The 23,078-nt window shown below is 43.2% G+C and carries 15 protein-coding genes; 7 read left to right on the forward strand and 8 right to left on the reverse strand.

The genetic code is table 11. The features are described from left to right. Positions 1-45: 45 nt before the first annotated feature. From ACP69U_RS02525 to ACP69U_RS02540, 4 genes are all read left to right on the forward strand, one after another. Positions 46-627, forward strand: a complete 582-nt coding sequence (locus ACP69U_RS02525; RefSeq protein ID WP_055123501.1) for a type IV pilin protein — start codon at positions 46-48, stop codon at positions 625-627. Beyond that, the gene (locus ACP69U_RS02530; protein WP_426137733.1) at positions 627-1,082 is read left to right on the forward strand and encodes a type IV pilin protein; all 456 of its coding nucleotides are present in this window, start codon (positions 627-629) and stop codon (positions 1,080-1,082) included. Before ACP69U_RS02525 ends, ACP69U_RS02530 begins: the two co-directional genes overlap by 1 nt. Positions 1,083-1,401: 319 nt before the next feature. After that, positions 1,402-1,842 (forward strand): pilin, encoded by a 441-nt coding sequence (locus ACP69U_RS02535; RefSeq protein WP_426137734.1) that lies wholly within the window; start codon positions 1,402-1,404, stop codon positions 1,840-1,842. A 151-nt stretch (positions 1,843-1,993) separates the two neighbouring features. After that, positions 1,994-2,458: a pilin gene (locus ACP69U_RS02540; RefSeq protein WP_426137735.1), complete on the forward strand. Its 465-nt coding sequence runs from the start codon at positions 1,994-1,996 to the stop codon at positions 2,456-2,458. An 86-nt stretch (positions 2,459-2,544) separates the two neighbouring features. Here the strand turns inward: ACP69U_RS02540 and fdxA are convergent, their stop codons facing one another. After that, on the reverse strand, positions 2,545-2,868 hold the full coding sequence (fdxA, locus tag ACP69U_RS02545) for a ferredoxin FdxA (protein ID WP_057758216.1): 324 nt from the start codon (positions 2,866-2,868) through the stop codon (positions 2,545-2,547). A 206-nt stretch (positions 2,869-3,074) separates the two neighbouring features. Next, positions 3,075-6,209, reverse strand: a complete 3,135-nt coding sequence (mutS, locus tag ACP69U_RS02550; protein ID WP_426137736.1) for a DNA mismatch repair protein MutS — start codon at positions 6,207-6,209, stop codon at positions 3,075-3,077. A gap of 506 nt (positions 6,210-6,715) precedes the next feature. Here mutS and secA point away from each other — a divergent pair. Together secA and ACP69U_RS02560 are read left to right on the forward strand one after the other, a co-directional pair. Beyond that, positions 6,716-9,493, forward strand: a complete 2,778-nt coding sequence (gene secA / locus ACP69U_RS02555) for a preprotein translocase subunit SecA (protein WP_426137737.1) — start codon at positions 6,716-6,718, stop codon at positions 9,491-9,493. 287 nt (positions 9,494-9,780) lie between these two features. Continuing rightward, positions 9,781-10,314, forward strand: a complete 534-nt coding sequence (locus ACP69U_RS02560) for a hypothetical protein (RefSeq protein ID WP_109592336.1) — start codon at positions 9,781-9,783, stop codon at positions 10,312-10,314. Between the two features lie 72 nt (positions 10,315-10,386). Here the strand turns inward: ACP69U_RS02560 and ACP69U_RS02565 are convergent, their stop codons facing one another. The 5 genes from ACP69U_RS02565 to ACP69U_RS02585 all read right to left on the reverse strand — a co-directional run bounded on the left by ACP69U_RS02565 (position 10,387) and on the right by ACP69U_RS02585 (position 16,340). Further along, positions 10,387-11,043 carry a YsnF/AvaK domain-containing protein gene (locus ACP69U_RS02565; protein ID WP_426137738.1) on the reverse strand — a complete coding sequence of 219 codons (657 nt, stop codon included), beginning with the start codon at positions 11,041-11,043 and terminating at the stop codon, positions 10,387-10,389. Between the two features lie 261 nt (positions 11,044-11,304). Further along, positions 11,305-12,153, reverse strand: coding sequence for a DUF2382 domain-containing protein (locus tag ACP69U_RS02570; RefSeq protein WP_045443477.1), 849 nt, complete (start codon positions 12,151-12,153; stop codon positions 11,305-11,307). 428 nt (positions 12,154-12,581) lie between these two features. After that, a complete protein-coding gene (locus tag ACP69U_RS02575; RefSeq protein ID WP_426137739.1) occupies positions 12,582-13,763 on the reverse strand; it encodes a thiolase family protein in 1,182 nt (393 codons plus the stop codon). Between the two features lie 96 nt (positions 13,764-13,859). Then, entirely contained in the window at positions 13,860-15,218 is a 1,359-nt protein-coding gene (locus ACP69U_RS02580) for a homoserine dehydrogenase (RefSeq protein WP_426137740.1), read from the reverse strand. 267 nt (positions 15,219-15,485) lie between these two features. Next, a complete protein-coding gene (locus tag ACP69U_RS02585; RefSeq protein WP_426137741.1) occupies positions 15,486-16,340 on the reverse strand; it encodes a DsbC family protein in 855 nt (284 codons plus the stop codon). A gap of 412 nt (positions 16,341-16,752) precedes the next feature. Between ACP69U_RS02585 and ACP69U_RS02590 the strand changes: the two genes are divergently transcribed. After that, positions 16,753-17,682, forward strand: coding sequence for a DUF808 domain-containing protein (locus ACP69U_RS02590; protein ID WP_426137742.1), 930 nt, complete (start codon positions 16,753-16,755; stop codon positions 17,680-17,682). Between the two features lie 104 nt (positions 17,683-17,786). Here ACP69U_RS02590 and ACP69U_RS02595 read toward each other — a convergent pair whose 3' ends face one another. Further along, a complete protein-coding gene (locus ACP69U_RS02595; RefSeq protein ID WP_426137743.1) occupies positions 17,787-22,085 on the reverse strand; it encodes an Rne/Rng family ribonuclease in 4,299 nt (1,432 codons plus the stop codon). Positions 22,086-23,078: the final 993 nt, after the last annotated feature.

Consider the following 23,078-nt stretch of genomic DNA (forward strand, 5'->3'; position numbering starts at 1 on the left):
TTAAAAGTAAATGACTCTACTCGCACTCACAACAGGACACCGCGTATGACCAAGTCGCCCATCAATAAGACAGTAAGTACGGTAGCGCATAGCGGTGTGCGAGGCTTTACGCTTATAGAGCTGATGATTGTCATTTTTATTGTCAGTATACTGGCTGCCATCGCTGTTCCAAGCTATCGTCAATATGCCATCTTGAATGCTGAGCGTGATGTGCAAGCAAAAATGTTGCAGACACAGATAGAGCTTGAGCGCTGGCGTTCGAGAGCGTTGAGCTATCAAGGTTTTAGACCACAAGTCATTAGTAATAATATAGCGGCTTATCGTTATGATGAAAATGATAATAAGACTATCTATGTACCAGACGGTAGTGATGCAAGCAATTATCGCTATAAAATTGCACTGGTTGACGGTGGTGACACGAGTAAATCCCTTGTGACAACTGCCTCAGCTGGTAGTGTGGATAGCATTACTGGTCGTCGATGGAAAATGTTAGCCACACCGAACAGTTCGGGGATTACGAAAGGTGCCAATTATATCGTATTGACCAGTACAGGCCTGCATTGTCAAAATATCAGCAGTATTGATATTGCAGCGACTGACTGTGGTGCTGGACAGGAGACGTGGTAATGCTAGCAAATTTTAATAAATGTCATCCATTATGGAAAAATAAACAGGTGTATCAGCGTGGTTTTACGTTGGTAGAAGTTATGATTGTCGTCGCTATCTTAGGCGTACTCGCTGCCATCGCCTACCCAAACTATCAGCGCTATGTCATAAAGTCTAAACGCACGGATATGATGAGTGAGCTACATAATGTCGCGGCCGAGATTCAAAGCCGTAAACTGATCCAAGGTAGTTATAGCAATGCTTTAACTACTGGGCTGGGTGGCGATTATCCCAAGCAAGGCAATGCGCTCTATACCATCACCTTTACGCCGAATCCGCTCACCTCAGAGTGGCGTATCATTGCAACGCCAAAATCGGGCAGTCAAATGTCTAATGATGGAACGCTCAGTCTTAATTATCAAAATAATAAGTGTCGAGGCAGCGTCTGTGGGACTGCAGATGACTGGAATGATTAGAAACAATATGTTTAAGGTAAATAAAGCTGACAAAAATTGTCAATAAGACTTACCTTTCACTACCTATAATAGGTAAACTGACAATTTTCAGTAGGGTAAGCGTAACATAATCTGTCAGTTACTATTAGAGTCATCATTTGTTATGCAAAAATAGTAATAATAATCGAGTACTTAGCACTCATGTGAATTATAGCCAATAGTTTTGGCACGTTATATGCAACATCTATTATAAGAGAAACAAACATATTATATTACTAAAGATAAAATGCACCTGTATCAACAACAGCCACTTATCTTTATATACCCTAAAGGAGTTCATATGAACACTGCTCAAAAAGGTTTTACCTTAATCGAACTAATGATCGTTGTTGCTATTATCGGTATTCTAGCTGCGATCGCAATTCCTGCATATCAGAACTATATCGCTAAGTCACAAGCATCTGAAGCATTCACATTAATGAGTGGCGCGAAAGCTGACGTTAATTCTAACTTGCAAAATAACTTATGTACTAAAGTAGCTTCGACACCAGACGAAGTTGTTGGTAAATATGGTAAGCTAGTTATTGATGGCACTCCTGAATTAGATGCAGATCCAGCAGCAGCTTCTGGATGTACATTAGTATATACATTTAATGCAGATGGTGTGTCTAGCCAAGTATCAGGAAAAGTAATTGGTGCAGATTTACATAACAATGGTACGCTAGTTAGTAATTCAAGTACTGATCTTGATGCTGAACTTCTACCTAAATCATTCTCTTAATCATTAGAGATTGGATATTTAGAGTAATATGTTAACCAAAAAAGCCAAACATCATGTTTGGCTTTTTTATGTCTTTTATTATTATCTTTCTTAGTATTAATGGCATAAAGTCTGCACTTGTTGCTGATAACCTACAGAAATAGAGACCCATATGCGACGACATGACAATCCACCTGCTGTACGTCAGTATGGTTTTACCCTGATTGAGATAATGATAGTGGTAGCCATTATTGGCATACTTGCCGCGATTGCCATTCCTGTTTATCAAGACAATATCGTAAAAGCGCAAGCCTCTGAAGCCTATCGCTTAGCGTCTGGTCTAAAAAGCGCAATTGTTACCAACATTCAAGAAGGTACTTGCTTTGCTGATAGTGCCACAAGTGCTTCAACCTTAGAGGGTGTCGATAAAATGACGGGTGTTTATGGTACAGCGATAATTATTTCCTCTATGAATGGTTCGCCGCCTTGTAGCATCAAGTATACCTTTAATAGCAGTGGGGTATCTGGTCAAGTCCAAAGTAAAACTATTGTGATGACGGTTAATAAAGACAGCATATTAGCCAAAGATAGCGCGACTACTGTCGCTGATAAATATCTGCCACAAGCGATTAAATAATAAAACCACCTAGCAGCTCTTTTTAATTAATGGCCATTAGGTGGTTTTTTATTGTCTCAGTATGTTGAGCGGTTGTTAAGTCTTAACTACTTCTCTAAATACTGAATCTTACCTTCCACACCATCCCACTTTTCAGCTTCTGGCATTTGTCCTTTCATTTCTGTGATGTTTGGCCATTTTTGTGCCAGCTCTTCGTTTAGCTGAGTAAACATCTCTTGCCCTTTTGGCACTTCATCTTCTGAGAAGATCGCATTGGCAGGGCATTCAGGCTCGCATAGCGCGCAGTCGATGCACTCGTCAGGATCGATGACGAGGAAGTTCGGGCCTTCATAAAAGCAGTCCACAGGACAGACTTCCACACAGTCGGTGTATTTGCAAAGAATGCAGTTATCTGTAACGACAAAGGTCATAGTGAGGTCTACCTGTTATTGGATTGGCTGATATAGTCGATCCCTTTTAAAAGAGTTACTGTGCTCACCGCGCTTGAAGTATTATTTATACATCTGCACTCGGTTGCCTTGATCTTCTTTTAAATTGAATCAACGATAAGGGCTACATAGAATAGTTGGAAAATAAGGCATATTTTAACGCCTTTACGGCTAATTGACAATTCCCTTTAATGACTAATGATTTTCTTCAAATGATAGAGTAAATCATGCGCTTGTTTTGGCGTTAGACTATCAGGATTAATCGCACTTAGCTCGTTCTGTAAGCTAAACAGCTGATTTTGCTTTGGAATATCAGTCATTACTTGAGGTTGGTTGGTATGGCTTATATCCGCTTTCTCTGTTTCAGGACTATTAATAGGATCGCATTTATCATTTACTGAATTAGCTAATTCATTTTTGTCATCAAGAGTTCTCACGTTTTCTACTTTAATATGGTCTAATTTTAAGTTATCGGCTAAGTAGCGCTTGGCATCATCTAGTACTTGGGTAGGAATCCCTGCCATTTTTGCCACATGCAGACCAAAACTAGAGCTTGCGGCACCGTCTTTGATTTGATGCAGTAGTAGCAGTTGACCATCGATTTCACTGGCGGCGACATGGACGTTGCGGATAAGTTTGTCATTGCTTCCACTACTTTCTTTATAGTTTTGCGCCAATTTTGTCAGCTCAAAGTAGTGGGTGGCAAATAACGTCAGGCAGCCAATCTCTAGTAGCCGATTGACGCAAGCATGAGCAATGGCTAAACCGTCGGTGGTCGCTGTGCCGCGTCCGACTTCATCCATCAGTACCAACGATTTATTGGTTGCTTGATTGAGAATATTGGCAGTTTCAATCATTTCCACCATAAAGGTCGATTTGCCGCCCGCCAAATCATCAGCCGAACCAATACGGGTAAAGATACGGTCGATATCACCAATATGAGCATGCGCAGCTGGTACAAAGCTGCCACAATGCGCCAGTAGGACAATCAGCGCAGTTTGACGCATATAGGTCGATTTGCCACCCATATTAGGGCCAGTAATCATCAACAGTCTTTCAGGGTTTACATGACTGCCTAAGGCACAATCATTGGCGACAAAATGGCTGCTATGTTTGGCAGGAGTATTACTGTGAGTATGAACAGGGTTTAGTGCGGCTTCGACGACGACATGACGACCTGCTTTGATGTCGATACTGGTTTGACTGTGATTATTCAAGCCATTTTTTGAGTGACTGTTTTCTAAGCCACTATTATCTTTTGAATCATTACTCATGACTGAACGCTGCCAGTTATGCATAACTGCCAGCTGTGCCCAGTTACTGAGAACGTCTATTTGGGCGATAGCAGCGCTTAGTTGTTGCAGTTCGGCTAAATGGCTACTAAGTTCAGTTAAGAGTTCGTGATACAGCTGCTTTTCACGAGTCAATGCTAAGCTTTGCGCGCTTAGATATTCAGTTTCGACTGTTTTTAGCTCATCAGTGATAAATCGCTCGCTGCTCTTCAGCGTTTGCCGACGGATAAAATGCGCTGGTGCATTCTTTGCCTGCATCTTAGGCAGTTCAAAATAAAAGCCGCTGACCTTATTAAAACCCACTTTTAGACTGGGTAATTGGCTCTCTTGACGCGCGCGTTCTACCATCTCATCCAATGTCACTTGGATATTGTCATGCAGATGAGTCAGGCGATCAAACTCAGCATCAAAACCTGCGGCGAGCATGCCACCGTCACGGATATGGGCGGGCGGTTCTGCGATAATGGCTCGTTCAATCAGCTCAGCCACTGTCTGTACGGCAGGTAACTGTGCAGGCAATTGCTGCATCAACATCGGTAACAGTCCTGCCTGCTCATGGCTAATACCTGCATTCGTCAGTAGCGTCGTAAGCTGGGCGCTACTAGCAATACCATCAGCAAGTTTACACAGGTCACGCGGTTTAGCACTCATTAGTCCAATACGGCTACTAATACGTTCCATATCCCCGATGGCGTTTAAGGTTTCGCGTAAGCTGATAACTAATGAGATATTTTCCGAGCTTTGCTCAGACTGTTTATCAGTATTTAACAAACTGGTTATCGCATCTAGGCGTAAATTAATGCGCGAATGCTGACGCAGTGGGCGTTTCATTTGCTGCACGAGTAAGCGTCGACCCATCGGCGTTTGACAATGATTAAGGACAGATATTAATGACGTACCATTACTGCTAACGGGCGTAAATAGCTCAAGATTTTGCTGACTATTGGCATCAATAATTAAATAATCGTCACTGTACTCAACGATCAGCTGATTGACTTGTGGCACGTGACGCTGCTGAGTTTGCCGCGCATAATGTATTAGCGCCGCACAGCTAGATTGGGCAAGAAGTGCGTCATTGATTCCTAGTCCATCAAGGCGTTGCACGTCAAACTGCTGGCAAAGGGTTGCGCTAGCATGCTCACGGTGAAAGTCATTAGCCGCCACTTCGATAATAGGACAGTCAAGATTTTGACGTAGCCACAGCGTCCAATCTTCACCGATACGGTCGTTAAGTGCTTCGCTAATGATACATTCACTGGGCGCAAAGCGTGCCAGCACCGTGAGCATTTGGGTTTGCAAACTTTCAATATCATCATAGCTGTTATTATAGCTGGCACTAAGCGTTTGCGTCGTTAGTGTTCCAGCAGCTAAATCCATTTGGCTAATGGCAGCTTGCACAGGTTGTTTGCTGTTCGATTTAGGTATCGCGATATCAATGGCGACCACAGTTGGCGTATGATTGGGCGCAATTAAAGCATCATCAGTAATCGTCCCTGCGGTCAGGGTTTTAACCACTTCACGGCGCATAATACTGCCAGCAGCAGATTTGCTTTTATCTTTTTTCTGCTTATCGCCCATCGTCGGAGCATTAGACGGATTACTCGTATTGTCAGTGGCTGATTCGTCGATTTGCTCACACACAACGACGGTTTGCCCAGCAGCTATCAACCTTGCCATGTAGCTATCGGCCGCATGAAAAGGCACACCTGCCATGGCAATGGTATTGCCCGCTTTATCCGTACCACGGCGAGTTAAGGTGATGTCTAATATTTGTGCCGCGCGCTTGGCATCATCAAAGAATAACTCATAAAAATCACCCATGCGGTACAGTAGTAACGCTTGTGGATAGTTGGCTTTCATGGTTAGATATTGCACCATCATCGGCGTATGATCTGCCAAATGATAAATGGTATCGCCTACCATCAACTGATCGGCAGTCAAAGGTGTTGCGGTCTGTTGTTTTGATATTGCGTCCTTCGACGGAGTAGGTTTTTCGGCGTTAAGGTTTTGAGCGGATGGCTTAGCGGTCATGCAGAGTCTCTTATAATGCTTAAATGGGTTTTTTAGTCAGCTGGCGTTAAACGGACGACGGTATATACAGATCAGTGTAAAAAATAGATGAGAAAAACACTCGCTTATGAGTGGTTGATTTGCAAGATTCTGGTTGATTTTTACCAAAATAGCTTTATTAAAGGGTCATCATAGCGCGCAAATTTAGCAGTCAAAAAACTAAGAAGTGTGAAAGTGTAATTACTATTTTAGCACGTCCTGCCGCGCTTTTACGTCGGCAAATATCTACTCGCTGCCCTTGTATCCATCGGCGTCATAACCATATATAATGACGTCACACTTAATTGGGCGATACTTCATTAGGCGACACTTCATTGGGCAGTACCTTATTAATCAGTACTTTGTTAAGAGGTGCTTTGTTAACAAAAGGTACTTAGTCAGGTGATGACTGTAATGACAAGGCGGCAGCGGGCGAAGCTTTGGCTAATGCGCACTAATTATCGAATATTTCCATAGGTCAAAAAATTATGTTATCAAAGATTATAGGCAGTGTGGTTGGCACTAAAAATGACCGCGAATTAAAGCGCATGCGCAAAGTGGTCAGCAAAATCAACGCACAAGAGGCTGCGGTACAAGCCCTGTCTGATGAGCAATTACAACAAAAAACCGAAGAGTTTAAAGCAAGGCACCAACAAGGTGAAAGCTTAGATGCACTACTACCAGAAGCGTTTGCCGTCTGCCGTGAAGCGTCATTACGCGTCAATGGTATGCGTCATTATGATGTGCAGCTGATCGGTGGTATCACCTTGCACGAAGGCAAAATCGCTGAGATGAAAACGGGCGAAGGTAAAACCCTAATGGGTACTTTGGCGATGTACCTCAATGCCATCAGCGGCAAAGGTGTCCATCTGGTTACGGTCAACGATTATTTAGCGGCGCGTGATGCTGAATTGAATCGTCCATTATTTGGCTTTTTGGGCATGACCGTCGGTGTCATTTATTCACAACAACCACCGCAAGAAAAAATCGACGCCTATCAAGCGGATATTACTTACGGTACCAATAACGAATATGGCTTTGATTATCTGCGTGATAACATGGTCTTTAGTTTAAGAGAGAAAAAGCAGCGTCCATTAAACTTCTGTATTATCGATGAAATTGATTCTATTTTAATCGATGAGGCTCGTACGCCGCTTATTATCTCAGGTCAAGCCGAAGATTCTTCACGTATGTACGCGCTGATTAATACCATTATCCCGGTGCTGATTCGCTCAAAAGACGAAGAGGCCAATAAGAATAACGAAGAAGAAGATTTCTGGATTGATGAAAAAAATCGTCAAATCGAAATCAGTGAAAAAGGCTATGAAAAAATTGAGCGCTTCTTAATCGAAGTCGGTGAGTTGGGTGAAAATGAAAGTTTATACAGCCCAAGCCGTTTGCCATTATTGGCTCACGTACAAGCTGCCATTCGCGCCCATCATGTGTTTGTTAAAAACGTACACTATATCGTCGATGATGGTGAAGTGGTTATCGTTGATGAAAACACGGGTCGTACCATGCCGGGTCGCCGTTGGTCAGAAGGTCTGCATCAAGCGGTAGAAGCCAAAGAAAACGTCGAAATTCAAGCAGAAAACCAAACGCTTGCGACCACGACGTTCCAGAACTACTTCCGTTTGTATGAAAAACTATCAGGCATGACAGGTACCGCTGATACCGAAGCAGCAGAATTCAAATCAACTTATGACTTAGATGTCATCGTGATTCCAACGCACGAGCCGATTGCTCGTATCGATATGGATGATCAGATTTTCTTAACCAAGCTAGGCAAATACAAAGGTATTATTCGCGAAATTAAAGAGATTCAAGCAAAAGGTGCCCCAGTATTGGTTGGTACGGCGACGATTGAAGCCAGTGAAGAGTTGTCTTACTTGCTCGATCAAGAAGGCGTCAAGCATAACGTCCTAAACGCCAAACAACACGAACGTGAAGCCGAAATCATCGCGCAGGCAGGTAGTCCAAAGGCTGTGACGATCGCGACCAACATGGCAGGTCGTGGTACCGATATTATCCTTGGTGGTAACTGGCAATCGTTTATTGAAGATATCGATTCGGTCAGCCCTGAAGAAATGGCGCGCCTAAAAGCAGAATGGCAAGTCAAGCATGACCAAGTGGTTGCGGCTGGCGGTTTGCATATCATTGGTTCTGAGCGCCATGAATCACGTCGTATCGATAACCAGTTACGTGGTCGTGCGGGTCGTCAAGGCGATCCTGGGATGTCGCGTTTCTTTTTATCGCTCGAAGATGACTTGATGCGTATCTTTGCTGGCGACCGCGTCGTAAATATGATGCGTGCTATGGGACTTAAAGAAGACGAAGCTATTGAGCATAAGATGGTCTCAAAATCGATTGAAAATGCCCAAGGTAAAGTAGAAAGCCGCGATTTTGATGCGCGTAAAAATCTGTTGAAATATGATGACGTCGCCAATGAACAGCGTAAAGTGATCTATGGTCAGCGTGATGACTTGCTAGCAGAGATGGATTTGCTTGAAGCCATTGAGATTATGCACGAAGAAGTCTATAACGCCATGATTAACCAGTTTATTCCACCAGGTTCTATCGATGACCAATGGAATATTGATGGCTTAGAAGACGAGCTTGAAAATGAATTTAAGATTGCGATGCCTATCAATGATTGGCTCGATGAAGATCGCCGCTTAGACGAAGAAGGCTTACGTGCCAAAATCATCCAAACAGCTATCGATCGCTATCATAGCCGCCGTGAGCAGATGGGCGAAAAAGATGCTGCTCAGCTTGAGCGTCACTTTATGCTACAGAGCTTAGACAAGCATTGGAAAGAGCATTTGACCCAAATGGATCAGCTGCGTAAAGGCATTCATCTGCGTGGTTATGCACAGAAAAACCCTGAGCAAGAATATAAGCGTGAATCATTTGAGCTGTTCCAAATGATGCTTGGCGCAATTAAATCTGAGACCGTTCAAGATTTATCACGTGTCCATATCCCGACCAAAGAAGAGCTAGAAGCGCTGGAAATACAGCAGCGTGAGAATGCTGCTCATATGCAAATGCAGTTCGAGCATAGTGATATTGATAATATGGATAGCGGAGCTGAAAAAGCCGCCGCGCAAAATCGCAATCTTGCTGGTAGTGCGGTCGCAGGTGCTATTGTGGGTAGTGGTAATAATGCCAATGAGGCAGACCCATACGCTGGTATGAATATTAGTCGTAACGCCCCATGCCCTTGTGGTTCAGGTCTTAAGTACAAGCAATGTCATGGTAAAATATAGCATTCATAAACGAATATTGATAATAAAAAGCTAAGCATTGCTGCTTATATATCTTTAATATTCGTTAGTCTCAAAAGCCCTTATCTACTTTAGATAAGGGCTTTTCTGTATTTGCTCATATTCTTTGTCTCTACATTATCTTGAATCGACTATATTATTTGCAGACAGTAAAATTGACTCTTCACAAATGTGTTGGCTATATTTTGTATTGATTACTTACAAATTCAACATAGGCGTGAATTTATGGACACGTTATAGTGTTTAACATATTCATTGGGGAAAGTGTTATGACTATAGAATTATTAAAAAAATTGCGTACTTCTGTGGCGCTGACTGGCCTACTTGCCGGCGTCCTGACGCTTGGTGCTTGTCAGCAACAGTCAGACACAGAAGCGGGTATAGATGATGGTGCTCATAGCGAAGAAACGGTGCCGATGTCCGCTGAACCTGCTGAGCCTAATGAGGTGGTTGTCGATACAGCGGATGCATCGCTCAGTGAAGTACAGGATGATACCGTAGCTTCGGTAAATAGTGGCGTCAGTCAAATAGCCTATCTGTGCTCACCTGAGCTGAAAGTTAATGCAACTTATAAAGAAGATGCTAAACAAGTAGTCATCGCGACTGATACGGGTACGGTGACATTAAATAAAACCAATGATGCCAGTAATCCAGAAGTGTTTGAAGTAGCAACCGCTATTGATGGCAGTCAGGGCTTTACCCAGTGGCGTGTAGCACACGAAGCGCGTGAGACGGGTGTGATGCGCACAGCAGGTACAGATGCGGCGAATGTCAGCACTTATGAATGTAAAAAAACCTCATAATAAGTAAGCAATCAAGAAAAAAGCAACGATAACGTTGCTTTTTTTATGTCTAGTTTTAATGAGTCAGCAAAATTATTTATGAGGAGTGGCACTAGACTCATGTGCCAAAAAGCCTTCTTCCTTCACATCTAATTCTTCATGCTTAAGCACTACTTGGATACTATCTGTATGGGTATGAGTGGTTTTATTGATATCGATTTCTTGGATAGCATAAGTGTCTTTAGTAATGGTAGCCACTTGACGTGATAGGACAATTTCAATCGGTTCATCATCAATTTCGATCTGTTTGCCATTCACGGTAACGACCGCCTTGCTATCTAACGATGGCTCGACATGGCGCAATATATCCTTTTCATCATAATTGCCTGACAATAAGTCCTGACTTTTCGCATCGTGGTATTCAGTGCGAATAGTAATATATTCTTCTACCAACTCAATAGGCACGTCAATGGTCTTAGTACGAGCGTGCTTGGTCACCGTTACTTTACCAACATCTAAACGCTCTTTGTTGATGACAGGACGCTCTTCTAATAGCTCCAAGTGTCCAACATTATGATTGCTCTTATCTATGTTATTACTACTTATATCATTACTTTCTATGTCATTAGCTACTGTGCCATTATGAGTATCAATTGGGGCAGTTATGGCGTTTGGTGTCACTTGCTTGTTATGTAAACCCTCTTTTAGAAAGCTATCGTTCTGGATGCTGTCGTCGTAATTGGTAGTCATCATAATGTCCTTATCTTTATGAAATAATCGTTATACAATATTTTAGAGCCATTTTTGCAGATTTTGCAAGGTTAGCCTTATCAGGTGTCATTAAGTATTTTTAATTCCTAAGTATTTTTGAGTATAGTAAGCAAAAAAAGACCAGAGGCATGCTCTGGTCTTAATTCACTAAGTAAAAATACTTAGCTGCTTATTACGGTCATGTATTGCTCGGCGATCTTATTTTTTAATGACAGCCAAACAGTATGACGGTTTAGCGTATTACATACCACGAGCGCGGCGTACGTCTTCTGCAGTAATACCATCACGGTCGATTATGTTACCTTCGCGGTCTACTACGTTGCCATCGCGATCGATATCCAATTCTTCACGTTGGATAGTCTCAACGATAGTTTCAGTATGACGTTCAGTGGTTTTACCGACGTTCACTTCTTCAGATACATAAGTGTCTTTACCAACTCGGGCACGTTCAGCCTCTAGTTCAACCTCAATGGTTTGATTGCCATCAATGTCACCGATACGGCGATCTGTTGGACGATCTACGTTAGTACGCTGAATATTAGCGTGCTCTTCTTCTAGCTCAACATCGACATTGCGCTCTTCGGTCACTATATGCTTACCAACTTTAACCAAACCTGCCACGATACGATCTTTATTGACGGTCAAGCGCTCTTCTAGTAACTCTAGTGTGTTTGGTGCGTCATAGGCATGGTCTGCAATCTCCATACGCTCTGCAACTGGAACAGTATCAGCGACAAATGCTTGACGATCCTTTTGATACTGGTCTTTATAGCTATACTGATAATCATGGTCATATACTTCCATGGCATCGACTTGAGACTTGGTCAAGCTGTCAAAGAATACGTCATCACCAACGATACGTGCCAGACCAGCGGGTACTAATACTTCTTTTGAGCTGAACCAGCCACCAGCATCAACGATCAAATAACGAATTCGACCAGTGGTGTCTTCTACTAATGCCCCTTCAATTTTACCAATTTTTTCTTCATTGACGCCGTAAGCAGTTTTACCTGTTGGGTCATAATAATCATCACCGATTAAATCTTTATGAGTAGCTTGGATATCTTTTAAACGAATTAGTTGGCTCATTGTTGTCTTCCTTTTTTATGAGTTAATCATTATTAATTATTTTAAAAACAATCGTTGTTTTGGAAAAGTTAAATTTCTAGTAAAAATATTTTTATAATAAAGTGTGTAGCAAGCCATGTGAGTAGCCTCTACATCGACTTGTAAGAATCTTAACATCATGATTTTCGATGAGATATATGAGCAAGGTAGCAAAGTGTGCGCTTGAAGTAATTGCGTGTAATAGGCTGTAAGTGGCATAACATAGCTGGGGTCAAAGATTAACGTGTCTTTACACAGAGCAATATTTCTAGCTTATTTAAGAGTCATAGACACAGAAAAACCGCAAAGCAAATAGCGATGCGGTTCCTGATATTTTGAAGATTTTATAATAAACGATAATGATAGAAGCTAATTTAACATATCAATCGATTAATTAATCTGCTCGAGTATCAAGCAAGTTCAATAGCAACAGCCACGGCTTCACCGCCACCAATACAAAGTGTCGCAACGCCTTTTTTGCCGCCAGTACGCTTGAGAGAGTTGATAAGCGTGATCAAGATACGAGCACCTGAACAGCCTACTGGATGACCGAGTGCACAAGCACCGCCTTCAACGTTTACTTTAGCATGGTCGATTTTTAGCTCGTCCATCGCCGCCATGGTTACCATTGCAAACGCTTCGTTGATTTCCCATAGGTCAACATCAGCGACTGACCAACCAGCACTAGCCAATACTTTTTCAATTGCACCAATCGGAGCAATGGTAAATTCGCTTGGGTGACGAGAGTTTGATGCGGTTGCAACGATACGCGCTTGATAATCAAGGCCTTCAGCTTTCGCTTGCGATTCTTTCATGACCACAACCGCTGCCGCACCGTCTGAGATTGAGCTGGCGTTTGCTGCCGTGATGGTGCCGTCTTTAGCGAAGGCTGGACGTAGAGTAGGGATACGCTCAGCATTAGCAAGTGCGGGTTGCTCATCGGTATCGATGGTTTGCTCGCCTTTACGGGTTTTAAAAGTCACTGGCGTGATTTCATCTTTGAAGTGGTCGTCTTTGATAGCAGTGAGCGCACGATTTAGCGATTCGATAGCAAACGCATCCATTTTCTCACGGGTATAGCCTTTTTCATCAGCCATTTCCTGTGCGAACATACCCATCAGTTTGCCAGTTTCAGCATCTTCTAAACCGTCTAGGAACATATGATCTTTGACTTCTTTATGTCCCATACGGTAGCCGCCACGTGACCCTGGCATAATGTATGGCGCATTAGTCATTGATTCCATGCCACCAGCGACTGCCACATTGAAACTACCTGCTTTGATGCCGTCATGTGCTTGCATGACTGCTTTTAGCCCTGAACCACAAAGCTTGTTAATAGTGACAGCGCCAGTTGCATCAGATAAACCTGCATTACGCATCGCTTGACGCGCAGGACCTTGACCCAAGCCTGCGGTCAAGATACAGCCCATAATGACTTCATCAATACTATCGACTGCCACACCTGAGCGTTCGACAGCGGCTTTAATAGCAGCGCCACCAAGTTCCGTTGCGCTCATATCTTTTAGTGCGCCTTGGAAGCCGCCCATTGGAGTACGTGCGCCGTTTAAAATTACAATTGCATCATTTGACATCGTTATTATTCCTTTTTACGTATTTTAAATGAGTTTGTTTTAATTAAAACCAAACGCGGACTAGATAGCATCTTTTAGGCTCAATAACTGCGGGCTTTATGCTAGCTCATCTAAGCGAATGCGTACTACTTTATCAGTAATGGTCTCTAATTTTTCAATTTTTTCGATGGCTAGATTCATCTGACTTTCGACCACGGGCAGCGTCAAGATAATAACCGGAACTTGACCAACTTTGTGCGCAGGTTTTTGTAAAATCGCATCGATATTGATACCAGCATCGCTTAGAATGCGAGTAATATCTGCCAAGACACCAGGGCTATCATAAGCATGTACGCGCAGATAATAACCGGTAATCATCTGCTCAGCGCGCAATATGGGCGTGTCTGATAGCTGCTCAGGGATAAATGCTAAATGCGGCACATGGTGACCGTGGTTGTTTTGATTACTGTTGCTTTCATCGTTACTGTCTTTGCTACCTAGAACACGCACCAAATCCATCACATCGGCCATTACCGCAGAAGCGGTTGCGCCAGCACCAGCACCATCACCGCAATATAGCGTCTGTCCAAGCGGATGAGAGTTGACCAGTACGGCGTTTTTTACGCCATTGACGTTGGCGAGTAACGCATCCTGCGGAATGAGCGTTGGGTGCACGCGCAGCTCGATACCAGAAGCCTCATCATTACCTTGACCATCACGGCGTACGGCAAAGCCCAAATGCTTGATACGGTAGCCAAGCTCTTCCGCATAGTTGACGTCTTGTAAGGTGATACCAGTGATGCCTTCACAGTAGACCTTATCAAATTGCAGCGGAATACCAAAGGCGATAGAGGCGAGTAATGCCAGTTTATGAGCCGCATCAATACCTTCGACATCAAAAGTCGGATCTGCTTCTGCATAACCCAATTCTTGTGCTTCGCTCAACACGTCGGCAAACGGGCGACCTTTGTCACGCATTTCGGTCATGATAAAGTTGCCAGTACCGTTGATGATACCTGCTAGCCAATCGATTTTATTGGCAGCGAGCGCTTCGCGCATTACCTTAATGATAGGGATACCGCCTGCGACTGCTGCTTCATAAGCGACATGGACGTTATGCTCTTCAGCAAAGGCAAAGATTTCGTTGCCATGTTCTGCCAATAGCGCCTTATTTGCAGTCACTACATGCTTGCCGTTTTTAATGGCGTGCATAATTACGTCTTTGGCAAGGGTCGTTCCGCCAATCACCTCGACGACGATATCGACATTGTCGCTTGCAGCAGTTGCCATCAAGTCACGGTTTTGCATAATATTGGGATCAATATCATCACGATGACGGCGCGTACCAACTTCGGTAATGATAATGTCGCGTCCGCTACGGCGTTTTAGCTCATTTAAGTTGTCATTGATTAGATTGATCACGCCCGTTCCGACGGTGCCCAGACCAAGTATCGCTAGTTTGATGGAATTACTCACAGTATCCTCAAGAGGTTAAATATAATGAACCAATAATAACGCTGTCACAGAGTCAAATGCACATGCGCTACTTATAGTATTTGCGTGCATTTTGACAGTCGCAGCTTTATCGATTTCTCATTACAATTGAATAAAAAATACTCAAATAAAAAGTATGCTGCTGATTTTTCATAGCGCTTTATCGTATCATACCGACAAGCAGTTGTGACGTCTACACAATGTCGCCATCGTCATAGATATCACAAATACCTGAAACAATAACAGATTTTAGCTAGCACCGACAGCTTGAGCCAACTCCGCCGCAGGTAGATAGCCGCCTACTTGCTGACCAGATTCTGTAAAGATAGCGGGAGTACCACGCACACCAAGTTTTGCACCCAATGCCATGTGTTCTTGTACCGGGTTGGCACAGCTAGGGGCTTGTACATTAGCACCCATTTTTCCTTGATTCATGGCCGCCTTGCGATCTTCACTACACCAAATGGCTTCCATTTTTGGTACCGATTCCTGACTGCGTGGCCATGCCAAATAACGTACTTCGATACCACGTGCATTGATATCACCCATCTCTTCATGCAATTTACGACAATAGCCACAGTCTGCATCGGTAAAGGCATAGACCACTGACTTCGTTTCACCTATTGCTGGATAAATAACCATGTCTTTTTTATCGACGGCTTTTAGTGCTTCTTGTGCGGTACTAGCAACTAAGGCCGCACTGATATCAACGGGCGCAGCCTCGCCAACAGCAATAATCTGACCTTGGATAATGTGTTTGCCAGACTTATCGGTAAAGAAAGACGGCAGCCCTTCCGCCGTGACCCAATAAATACCATCCATATCTGTTGGTACGGCTGAAATGATATTTTCTTCAATACCGGACGTATTTAAATTCGCCTGCAACGCCTTTACCACGGCAGCATCGCTACCAGTGGATACGTTACTTGTACTGGTTTTAGCATCGGTATTATTGACGATACTGGTGTTGCTGGTCGCATCTGCTGCATTGTTTGAGCAGCCCGCAGCAACCACAACAAGCAGTGCACTCATCATAAAACGAGATAAATTATTTCGAGAAAAGCGGTTATGAGCAAAGGTGTTTTTTGCAATCGGGGATGACATATATAGGTGTCCTGTAGGCATCGTGCCTAATCGTGAAGTCGTTTTAAGAAAAATGATACTAAATTTCTATATAAAGCAATACGTATCGATATTGTCTTAAAGGTTTAAAATTAAAAGGTTTTTTTACAATTTAATAATTATAAAAGGTAAGTAATCATGTCGCCTATATTAACATATTTATGGTAAATAACAGCCACAGGCTATGAGGTGATATAGGGAGGTGAGGGTAGCAATAATAGTAGTAGGCATAAACGTCAATTCAAAAAATAAGATACATTTGTACTATTTAATATCGACGCTTGCCCTTGTAGTCTACGGCTAATAACAGTGTTTTTATAAAAATTTCTATAAAACTATTGGTATCAGTTATTTTTAACCCTTTATTTCAATAAATTTTTGCTAAGGAGCACACATGGCAGGTGCCAGTTTATTAACCCTACTTGATGATATCAGTGTGATATTGGATGATGTTTCCGTCATGACCAAAGTCGCTGCTAAAAAAACCGCTGGTGTATTGGGCGATGACTTGGCGCTCAACGCAGAACAGGTCACGGGTGTCAAAGCCAATCGTGAGCTACCAGTGGTCTGGGCGGTCGCCAAAGGCTCATTTATTAATAAACTTATTCTAGTACCAGCGGCACTCTTGATTAGTGCTGTTTATCCACCGCTGGTCACTTTTTTATTAATGTGTGGTGGTTTGTTTTTGGTTTATGAAGGTGCTGAAAAAGTCATTCACCGTTTTTGGCCGCATGCTTTGCCGCATGATGAAGAGCAAGAAGCGCGTCGAAAAGCCAACGCTGATGAGACTATAGATTTGGTCGCTTTTGAAAAAGAAAAGATCAAAGGTGCAGTACGTACGGATTTTATTCTGTCAGCTGAGATTATCGTGATTGCCTTGGGATCAACGGCAAGCGCCACTTTATTAGAACGAAGCTTGGTGCTGTCTATTTTAGCCATCGGTATTACGATTGGTATTTATGGCTTGGTCGCTGGTATCGTGAAAATAGACGATGCAGGTCTGCATTTAATGGAACAAGAAGGGGCGTTCAAGCAAAAACTGGGTAAGGTAATGTTTGCAGCGGCACCAAAACTGATGAAGTTTCTATCTATCGCTGGCACGTTGGCAATGTTTTTAGTAGGCGGTGGTATCTTAGTACACGGTATCGGCTTTTTACATCATGGAGTAGAGGATATCGCTGATTTAACGGGTATCTTTGAAAGCTTAACGACAACGGTATTAAACGGCGTCATTGGTTTTATCATTGGCGCTGCGGTTGTGGCTATCTTCACAGTTATTAGTAAAATTCGTGGAAAGGACGACACAGCGTCATCTGCACACTAAGTCGGTTACATGTGCTCTAGCTTTATATTTTTTGTCATTTTATTTCGTAAAAAAGCCCCAAAGTTGCTGACAACTTTGGGGCTTTTGCGTTGGGCGTTATACGATTAGCTTTCGCTATCTGAGTCATCAGCTTCTAGCTTTTCAGCTTGCGTGGGCTTTTTATGATCCGTTTTAGGCTTGCGACTGCGTGCCTTCGGAACTTTTGGCGTGGTCAGATTAAACATACCTGTCTGTGGTAGCAACTGCTCAGCCACATTCTCGATCATGTTTTTATAACTGGCAATCGTCGTTTTAGACTTAGCCGCCTGACTGTCGTCTTTGCCCGCTTCTTTGGTATTGATAGGTTGCTCTACCTTAGGCTCATCTGCTGGCTTAATTTTTTCAACGTCAGCTTCTTGAGTATTAGTCTCTTCAATGTCAGCAGCTTCGCTATCGTCATGTGCCCCATCAGTCTTTTCAGCTGCTACGCGCTCAGCAATAACAGTGCCTTCATTCGACGGCTCGTTAGTTGCTTCTGCTAGGGCCTGATCTACTTCTAGGAGCTGTTCGCTATGAGCACTGATATTATCAGCCTGAGCTTGATTGGCTAGCGCATTTGCCTCAACATCATGAGCATCCACATTGTTATCATCATGTTCAATAACCGCTTGCTCAGTATCAGCCGCTTGTTCGGTCGGTAGACTCAACACTGCGGGCTCCTGATAACTAGGATGTTGACCACGTGGATCGTTGCCAGCACGCTTACCAATGGCGCGTGGTTCGACGTGTGTTTTACCTTGCGTTGCCGCAAACTGACTGACCGCTTGTGTCATCGTTTCAAAGCGCGTCAGGTAAGCTGCCGCCAATGGCTGATAGCCATAGTTGCTAAAGTCGAAATTGCTGTCCTCAACGTTAGTATCAGCAGTCGGTGTGACGCTCGTTTCAATGTTGGCTGATTTGTTAGCTGATTTTGCTTGCTGCGTATGTGCATCGATAGCAGCAATAAAGCAACTAATGACACCGTCATTTTTCAAACGACTTTCTGCATCTGTTAATGCTTTACGAACAAAATCACCAACGGTGCCACGAATAGTCGATGGGCTTACCACTGCAGGCTCAGCTACTGGTGGTTGTTGAGATGATTGTGCTTGCTGACTACGAACCACACGTGGATCATTACTAGCCTGACCAAACTTCTCAGCAGTCACGTAGCGTTTGGCAAATAATGCTTCGTGCGTTAGTGCCAGTGCTGAGTTTTTCTTATCATTTGCGCTATGACTGTCATTAGCATTGCTAACATCGGCGTCACTGTCGATAGCGTCAACAGTGTCACTATTCGCTTTTTCTGTCGATTCTGATTCTGGCTGCTTTGGCGTTATTGCTACACTGTCCACGTCAGTATCCACAGATTTTGAATGGTCAGTTTGGTCTTTGGTAACGCTGTTAGATGTTGGTTGCTCATCTACGGCAGGTTTTTTGTCAGTAGCATTACTGTCTGTTTTCGGGGCATTATTTTGTCCCTTGTCCTCAGTGGTGCTAACGTTAACATCATCAACATTAACATCATGAATTGCTACAGTGCCTTCTTCGTTACCCTTCACAGCAGCTGTTTCAGGAGCAATTTTTTTGTCATTACTCTGCTGATTATCACTTTGCTGTGTACTAGCTTCTTTTGTAATGCTTTCTTTATTAACATCATTCGCTGACTTTTGCCTTTCAGTAGACTGAGGTTTTGTCTGTGTAGACTTACTGTTATCTAGAGACAAGTGCACGACTTCTGGCGATTTCAGCTCAATGGCTGCTTCATTGACCTGTAGCACGACTTCATTAGGATCTTGATTTCGACGCGTGTTAGAGTGATTTTTTCGGCTGTTCGCACCTGTCGTCGCTTGCTGATTGGGTTGCTTAATATTTTCAGCTGTTAGTGTCTCGCCGCGCTCTAACTTGCCACGTGAACCGCGTTGGCTATGCGATTTACGCTTCGCACGAGTTTGCTCATCTGCCGTATGACTGTCTTTATCAGCATCATCATTGCGCTCGTTTGCATGGTGGCTACTGTCTTGACGACTGCTGTTTTGCTGGTTATTGTCTTGACGATTGTTACGGTTACGCTCATTCGCGCGTCTGGTATCCTGCTGACGTTTGTTTTGATTGTCAGCCTGCTTGTCATCAGCGTTATTTGCCGTATTATTTGAGGTATTGTTCTCGGTATCGCCGCTTACTTCATTGCTCGACTCTTCTGCCTGATCTTTTCTTTGACGAGGTTTAGAAGATCTAGATTTACGTGGCTTACGTCTTCTTCTATCTTCATTACCGCTATCATCATCGGTGTCGCTGTCTGAGCTACGACGCGCTTGTTGACGATTGGCATTGTTGTCGGACGGTTGTTCGTTATTTTTCTGACTGTTCTGCTGATTTGCTGGTACATTGTTCGATGCACCCGTTGATGTATTACTCAGGGCACTGCTATCCACTTGTCCAAATGAGCCTAAGCTTTGTGCGCCATTATTTACTAGTGCTTCAATGGCTTCCGCTGCATCATGACTACTGACGCTAGGCGTCGTTGAGGCTTGTGGTGCTTGCGCAAATAAGTTTGATAACCACGCCACTGCTTGTGGCTGAGCTGCTGTCTCAACATGTGCAGGAGCTGTAGTTGCTGCTACTGGAGCAACAGGGGCAGGGGCTGCCACACTCTGGTTGTTGTTTGCTTGTGGCGCGCGCGCCGATGAAACGTTGGTCGTATTTTTATTGTTACGATGGTCGTTACTGTGTTTACTATGCTCAGCTGTACTGGTCGGTTTGTTTGATTGGCTAGCAGTATCATTGCTCGCTATTTGACGTGGCTGGCGCGTTGGCTGTTGCTCTGGACGCTCTTTTTCAGCCGTTTGCCAGTCAACTTCATAACCCAAATCGCTATGTTCTTGGGCTGTATCCGTAATACGCTCATAACTTGAAGGCGCAAAGCCATCACGGTTAAAGTGTAGTTTAAAGTTAGGCGACTCTAAATGCGCGTGTGGCAAAATAGTGATACGCGTGCCACTGTCTTGCTCAAGATAAACTAAAGCATCACGTTTTTCGTTTAATAAGAAGGCGGCGATATCTGTTGGAACTTCTGCTTGTACTTCGCCTTGACGCTCTTTTAGCGCGATTTGTTCAATCTGACGCATAATTGATAGTGACAATGAGCGCAAATCGCGAATCATGCCGTTACCATGGCAGCGTGGGCAGATATAGCCGGTTGATTCTTCTAGTGAAGGACGTAGACGCTGACGGCTCATCTCCATCAAACCAAACTTAGAAATATCACCAAATTGCACACGTGCACGATCATATTTAGTGGCATCAATCAGACGTTTTTCGACTTCTTTTTGATGCTTATTGTCATTCATATCAATAAAATCAATGACAATCAAACCACCCATATCACGCAAACGTAGCTGACGGGCAATTTCATCGGCTGCTTCAAGGTTGGTATGATACGCAGTTTCGGCAACGTCTGAACCTTTGGTCGACTTGGCTGAGTTGATATCAATAGAGACTAGTGCTTCCGTTTGATCAATAACGATTGAGCCGCCTGATGGCAGACGCACTTCACGCTGATACGCAGTTTCGATTTGCTTTTCGATATTAAAGCGCGAAAACATGGGCTCATAGTCAGTATATTTGCGTAGCTTTTCTGCTTGCTTTGGCATAACCGCATCGATGAAGCCAGCGGCTTCGATATAAGCGTTTTCATTATCAATCCAAATCTCAGCGATATCATCACGTAGATAATCACGGACAGCACGGGTTACGACGCCTGCTTCTTGATGTACCAAGCGCGGTGAAGGGTATTTTTGATTTTGTTCTTGAATAGCTTGCCAGATATTCAGCAAGTGGTTTAAATCGTGCTGTAAGTCCTCTTGAGTTTTACCAATACCCGCGGTACGAATGATGACACTCATACCTTTTGGTAAATCAAGATTGCTTAGCATACGCTTCATGTCTTCACGAAGTTTGCCTGAAATTTGACGTGAGATACCGCCGCCACGAGGGTTATTTGGCATCAATACCAAATAGCGACCTGCTAAAGAGACATAAGTCGATAGGGCAGCGCCTTTATTGCCGCGCTCCTCTTTTTCGACTTGGACGATTAATTCATCGCCTTCTTTGATCAGTTTTTTGATGTTTTCGTCACGTGGATTACCGCTTAAGTATTCAGCAGAGATTTCACGAATGGGTAAAAAACCTTGGCGCTGTGAGCCATATTCGACAAACACCGCTTCAAGCGATGGCTCGACACGGGTCACATGACCTTTATATATATTGGATTTTTTTTGTTCACGAGTACGGTTTTCAAGATCGAAATCGTAAAGATGATTGCCTTTACATAAGGCGACACGAATTTCTTCGTTTTGAGTAGCGTTGATCAAAATGCGTTTCATATTTGTATCCTATGAGTACGCATAACAACGACGAGACGGGCTTTAGAGCGCAATGGCAAGTATGGCTAACATTTAAATTAGCATGGGCAGATGTTAATCAACGATAGAACGTAAATCATGGGTTAATAAAGCACTTGGGCTTTGTCAATGGCTTGTTTTTTACCTAAAGCGTGTTAGCAGAACTAACGTAAATATAAAATTTATAGGGTGTAAGGCTATCTATTTATATCCTATTATTGATAGGCTTGGTACAAATATTAATGCGTCAGCATGCGATTCAGTTTTACTATCAGCAAGCTTTATTGGTAGTCATGCCAGCTTACTTTGTAAGAGCAGGCGACGGGCAGTGACGAGATTCAATATACTGATATTCAAAAGGCGTTGTGCTGCTGCAATCCATCCATCAAAGTCTAGCAATAATATCGCTGTTATAAATACCATTATATGAAATGGTGATATTCAGCAATTATTTGTTTAGGTAAAGCAATTGGTCACTCTTTATTTATCGTTCTTTCTGGTATAACGTCAATAATATCTTGGGTGTTTTACGGTTAGGTGTCGCGGCTCCGGTGATCAGCGGGGCGTACTTGGCAAACAGAATAAATGACCAAACTATCGGTGTGGTGCTGTATTCATATCTTTTTTATCGTTATCTGTTTGACCACCAATACGTAGGCAGCTATCGATATACTTCTCGATCCTAATGCTAAACAACCCATACTTGCTCAACTACACTTGCGTAAAAGACCGCCAATAACCAGTCATTAAATCATGAATAATTATCAAATAAAGTCGTTGTCATGCAGGTTGTGAGTCAATGTAGTGTCATTATCGGTCAATAAACAGGCATTTAGCCAAACTTATCAACACTGAATTTATGAACACAAAGGTATTTAGTGTCACTATTTATTCTATGGTACTGAGTAAAGTCAGTACGATACTTTCATTTTACAATTTATGGGGACATATCTATAAATATCTACAAGTGATATT

This window comes from Psychrobacter sp. TWR1-1-1, from assembly GCF_049895865.1.
GTDB classification, from domain to species: domain Bacteria; phylum Pseudomonadota; class Gammaproteobacteria; order Pseudomonadales; family Moraxellaceae; genus Psychrobacter; species Psychrobacter immobilis_A.

Excerpts from the sequence above, each read along its gene's own strand:
- ACP69U_RS02590 (WP_426137742.1), top strand. The coding sequence starts at position 16,753 with ATGGCAGGTGCCAGTTTATTAACCCTACTTGATGATATCAGTGTGATA.
- mutS (WP_426137736.1), bottom strand. The coding sequence starts at position 6,209 with ATGACCGCTAAGCCATCCGCTCAAAACCTTAACGCCGAAAAACCTACT.
- secA (WP_426137737.1), top strand. The coding sequence starts at position 6,716 with ATGTTATCAAAGATTATAGGCAGTGTGGTTGGCACTAAAAATGACCGC.
- fdxA (WP_057758216.1), bottom strand. The coding sequence starts at position 2,868 with ATGACCTTTGTCGTTACAGATAACTGCATTCTTTGCAAATACACCGAC.
- ACP69U_RS02570 (WP_045443477.1), bottom strand. The coding sequence starts at position 12,153 with ATGAGCCAACTAATTCGTTTAAAAGATATCCAAGCTACTCATAAAGAT.
- ACP69U_RS02530 (WP_426137733.1), top strand. The coding sequence starts at position 627 with ATGCTAGCAAATTTTAATAAATGTCATCCATTATGGAAAAATAAACAG.
- ACP69U_RS02565 (WP_426137738.1), bottom strand. The coding sequence starts at position 11,043 with ATGACTACCAATTACGACGACAGCATCCAGAACGATAGCTTTCTAAAA.
- ACP69U_RS02540 (WP_426137735.1), top strand. The coding sequence starts at position 1,994 with ATGCGACGACATGACAATCCACCTGCTGTACGTCAGTATGGTTTTACC.
- ACP69U_RS02575 (WP_426137739.1), bottom strand. The coding sequence starts at position 13,763 with ATGTCAAATGATGCAATTGTAATTTTAAACGGCGCACGTACTCCAATG.
- ACP69U_RS02535 (WP_426137734.1), top strand. The coding sequence starts at position 1,402 with ATGAACACTGCTCAAAAAGGTTTTACCTTAATCGAACTAATGATCGTT.
- ACP69U_RS02585 (WP_426137741.1), bottom strand. The coding sequence starts at position 16,340 with ATGTCATCCCCGATTGCAAAAAACACCTTTGCTCATAACCGCTTTTCT.
- ACP69U_RS02595 (WP_426137743.1), bottom strand. The coding sequence starts at position 22,085 with ATGAAACGCATTTTGATCAACGCTACTCAAAACGAAGAAATTCGTGTC.
- ACP69U_RS02525 (WP_055123501.1), top strand. The coding sequence starts at position 46 with ATGACCAAGTCGCCCATCAATAAGACAGTAAGTACGGTAGCGCATAGC.
- ACP69U_RS02560 (WP_109592336.1), top strand. The coding sequence starts at position 9,781 with ATGACTATAGAATTATTAAAAAAATTGCGTACTTCTGTGGCGCTGACT.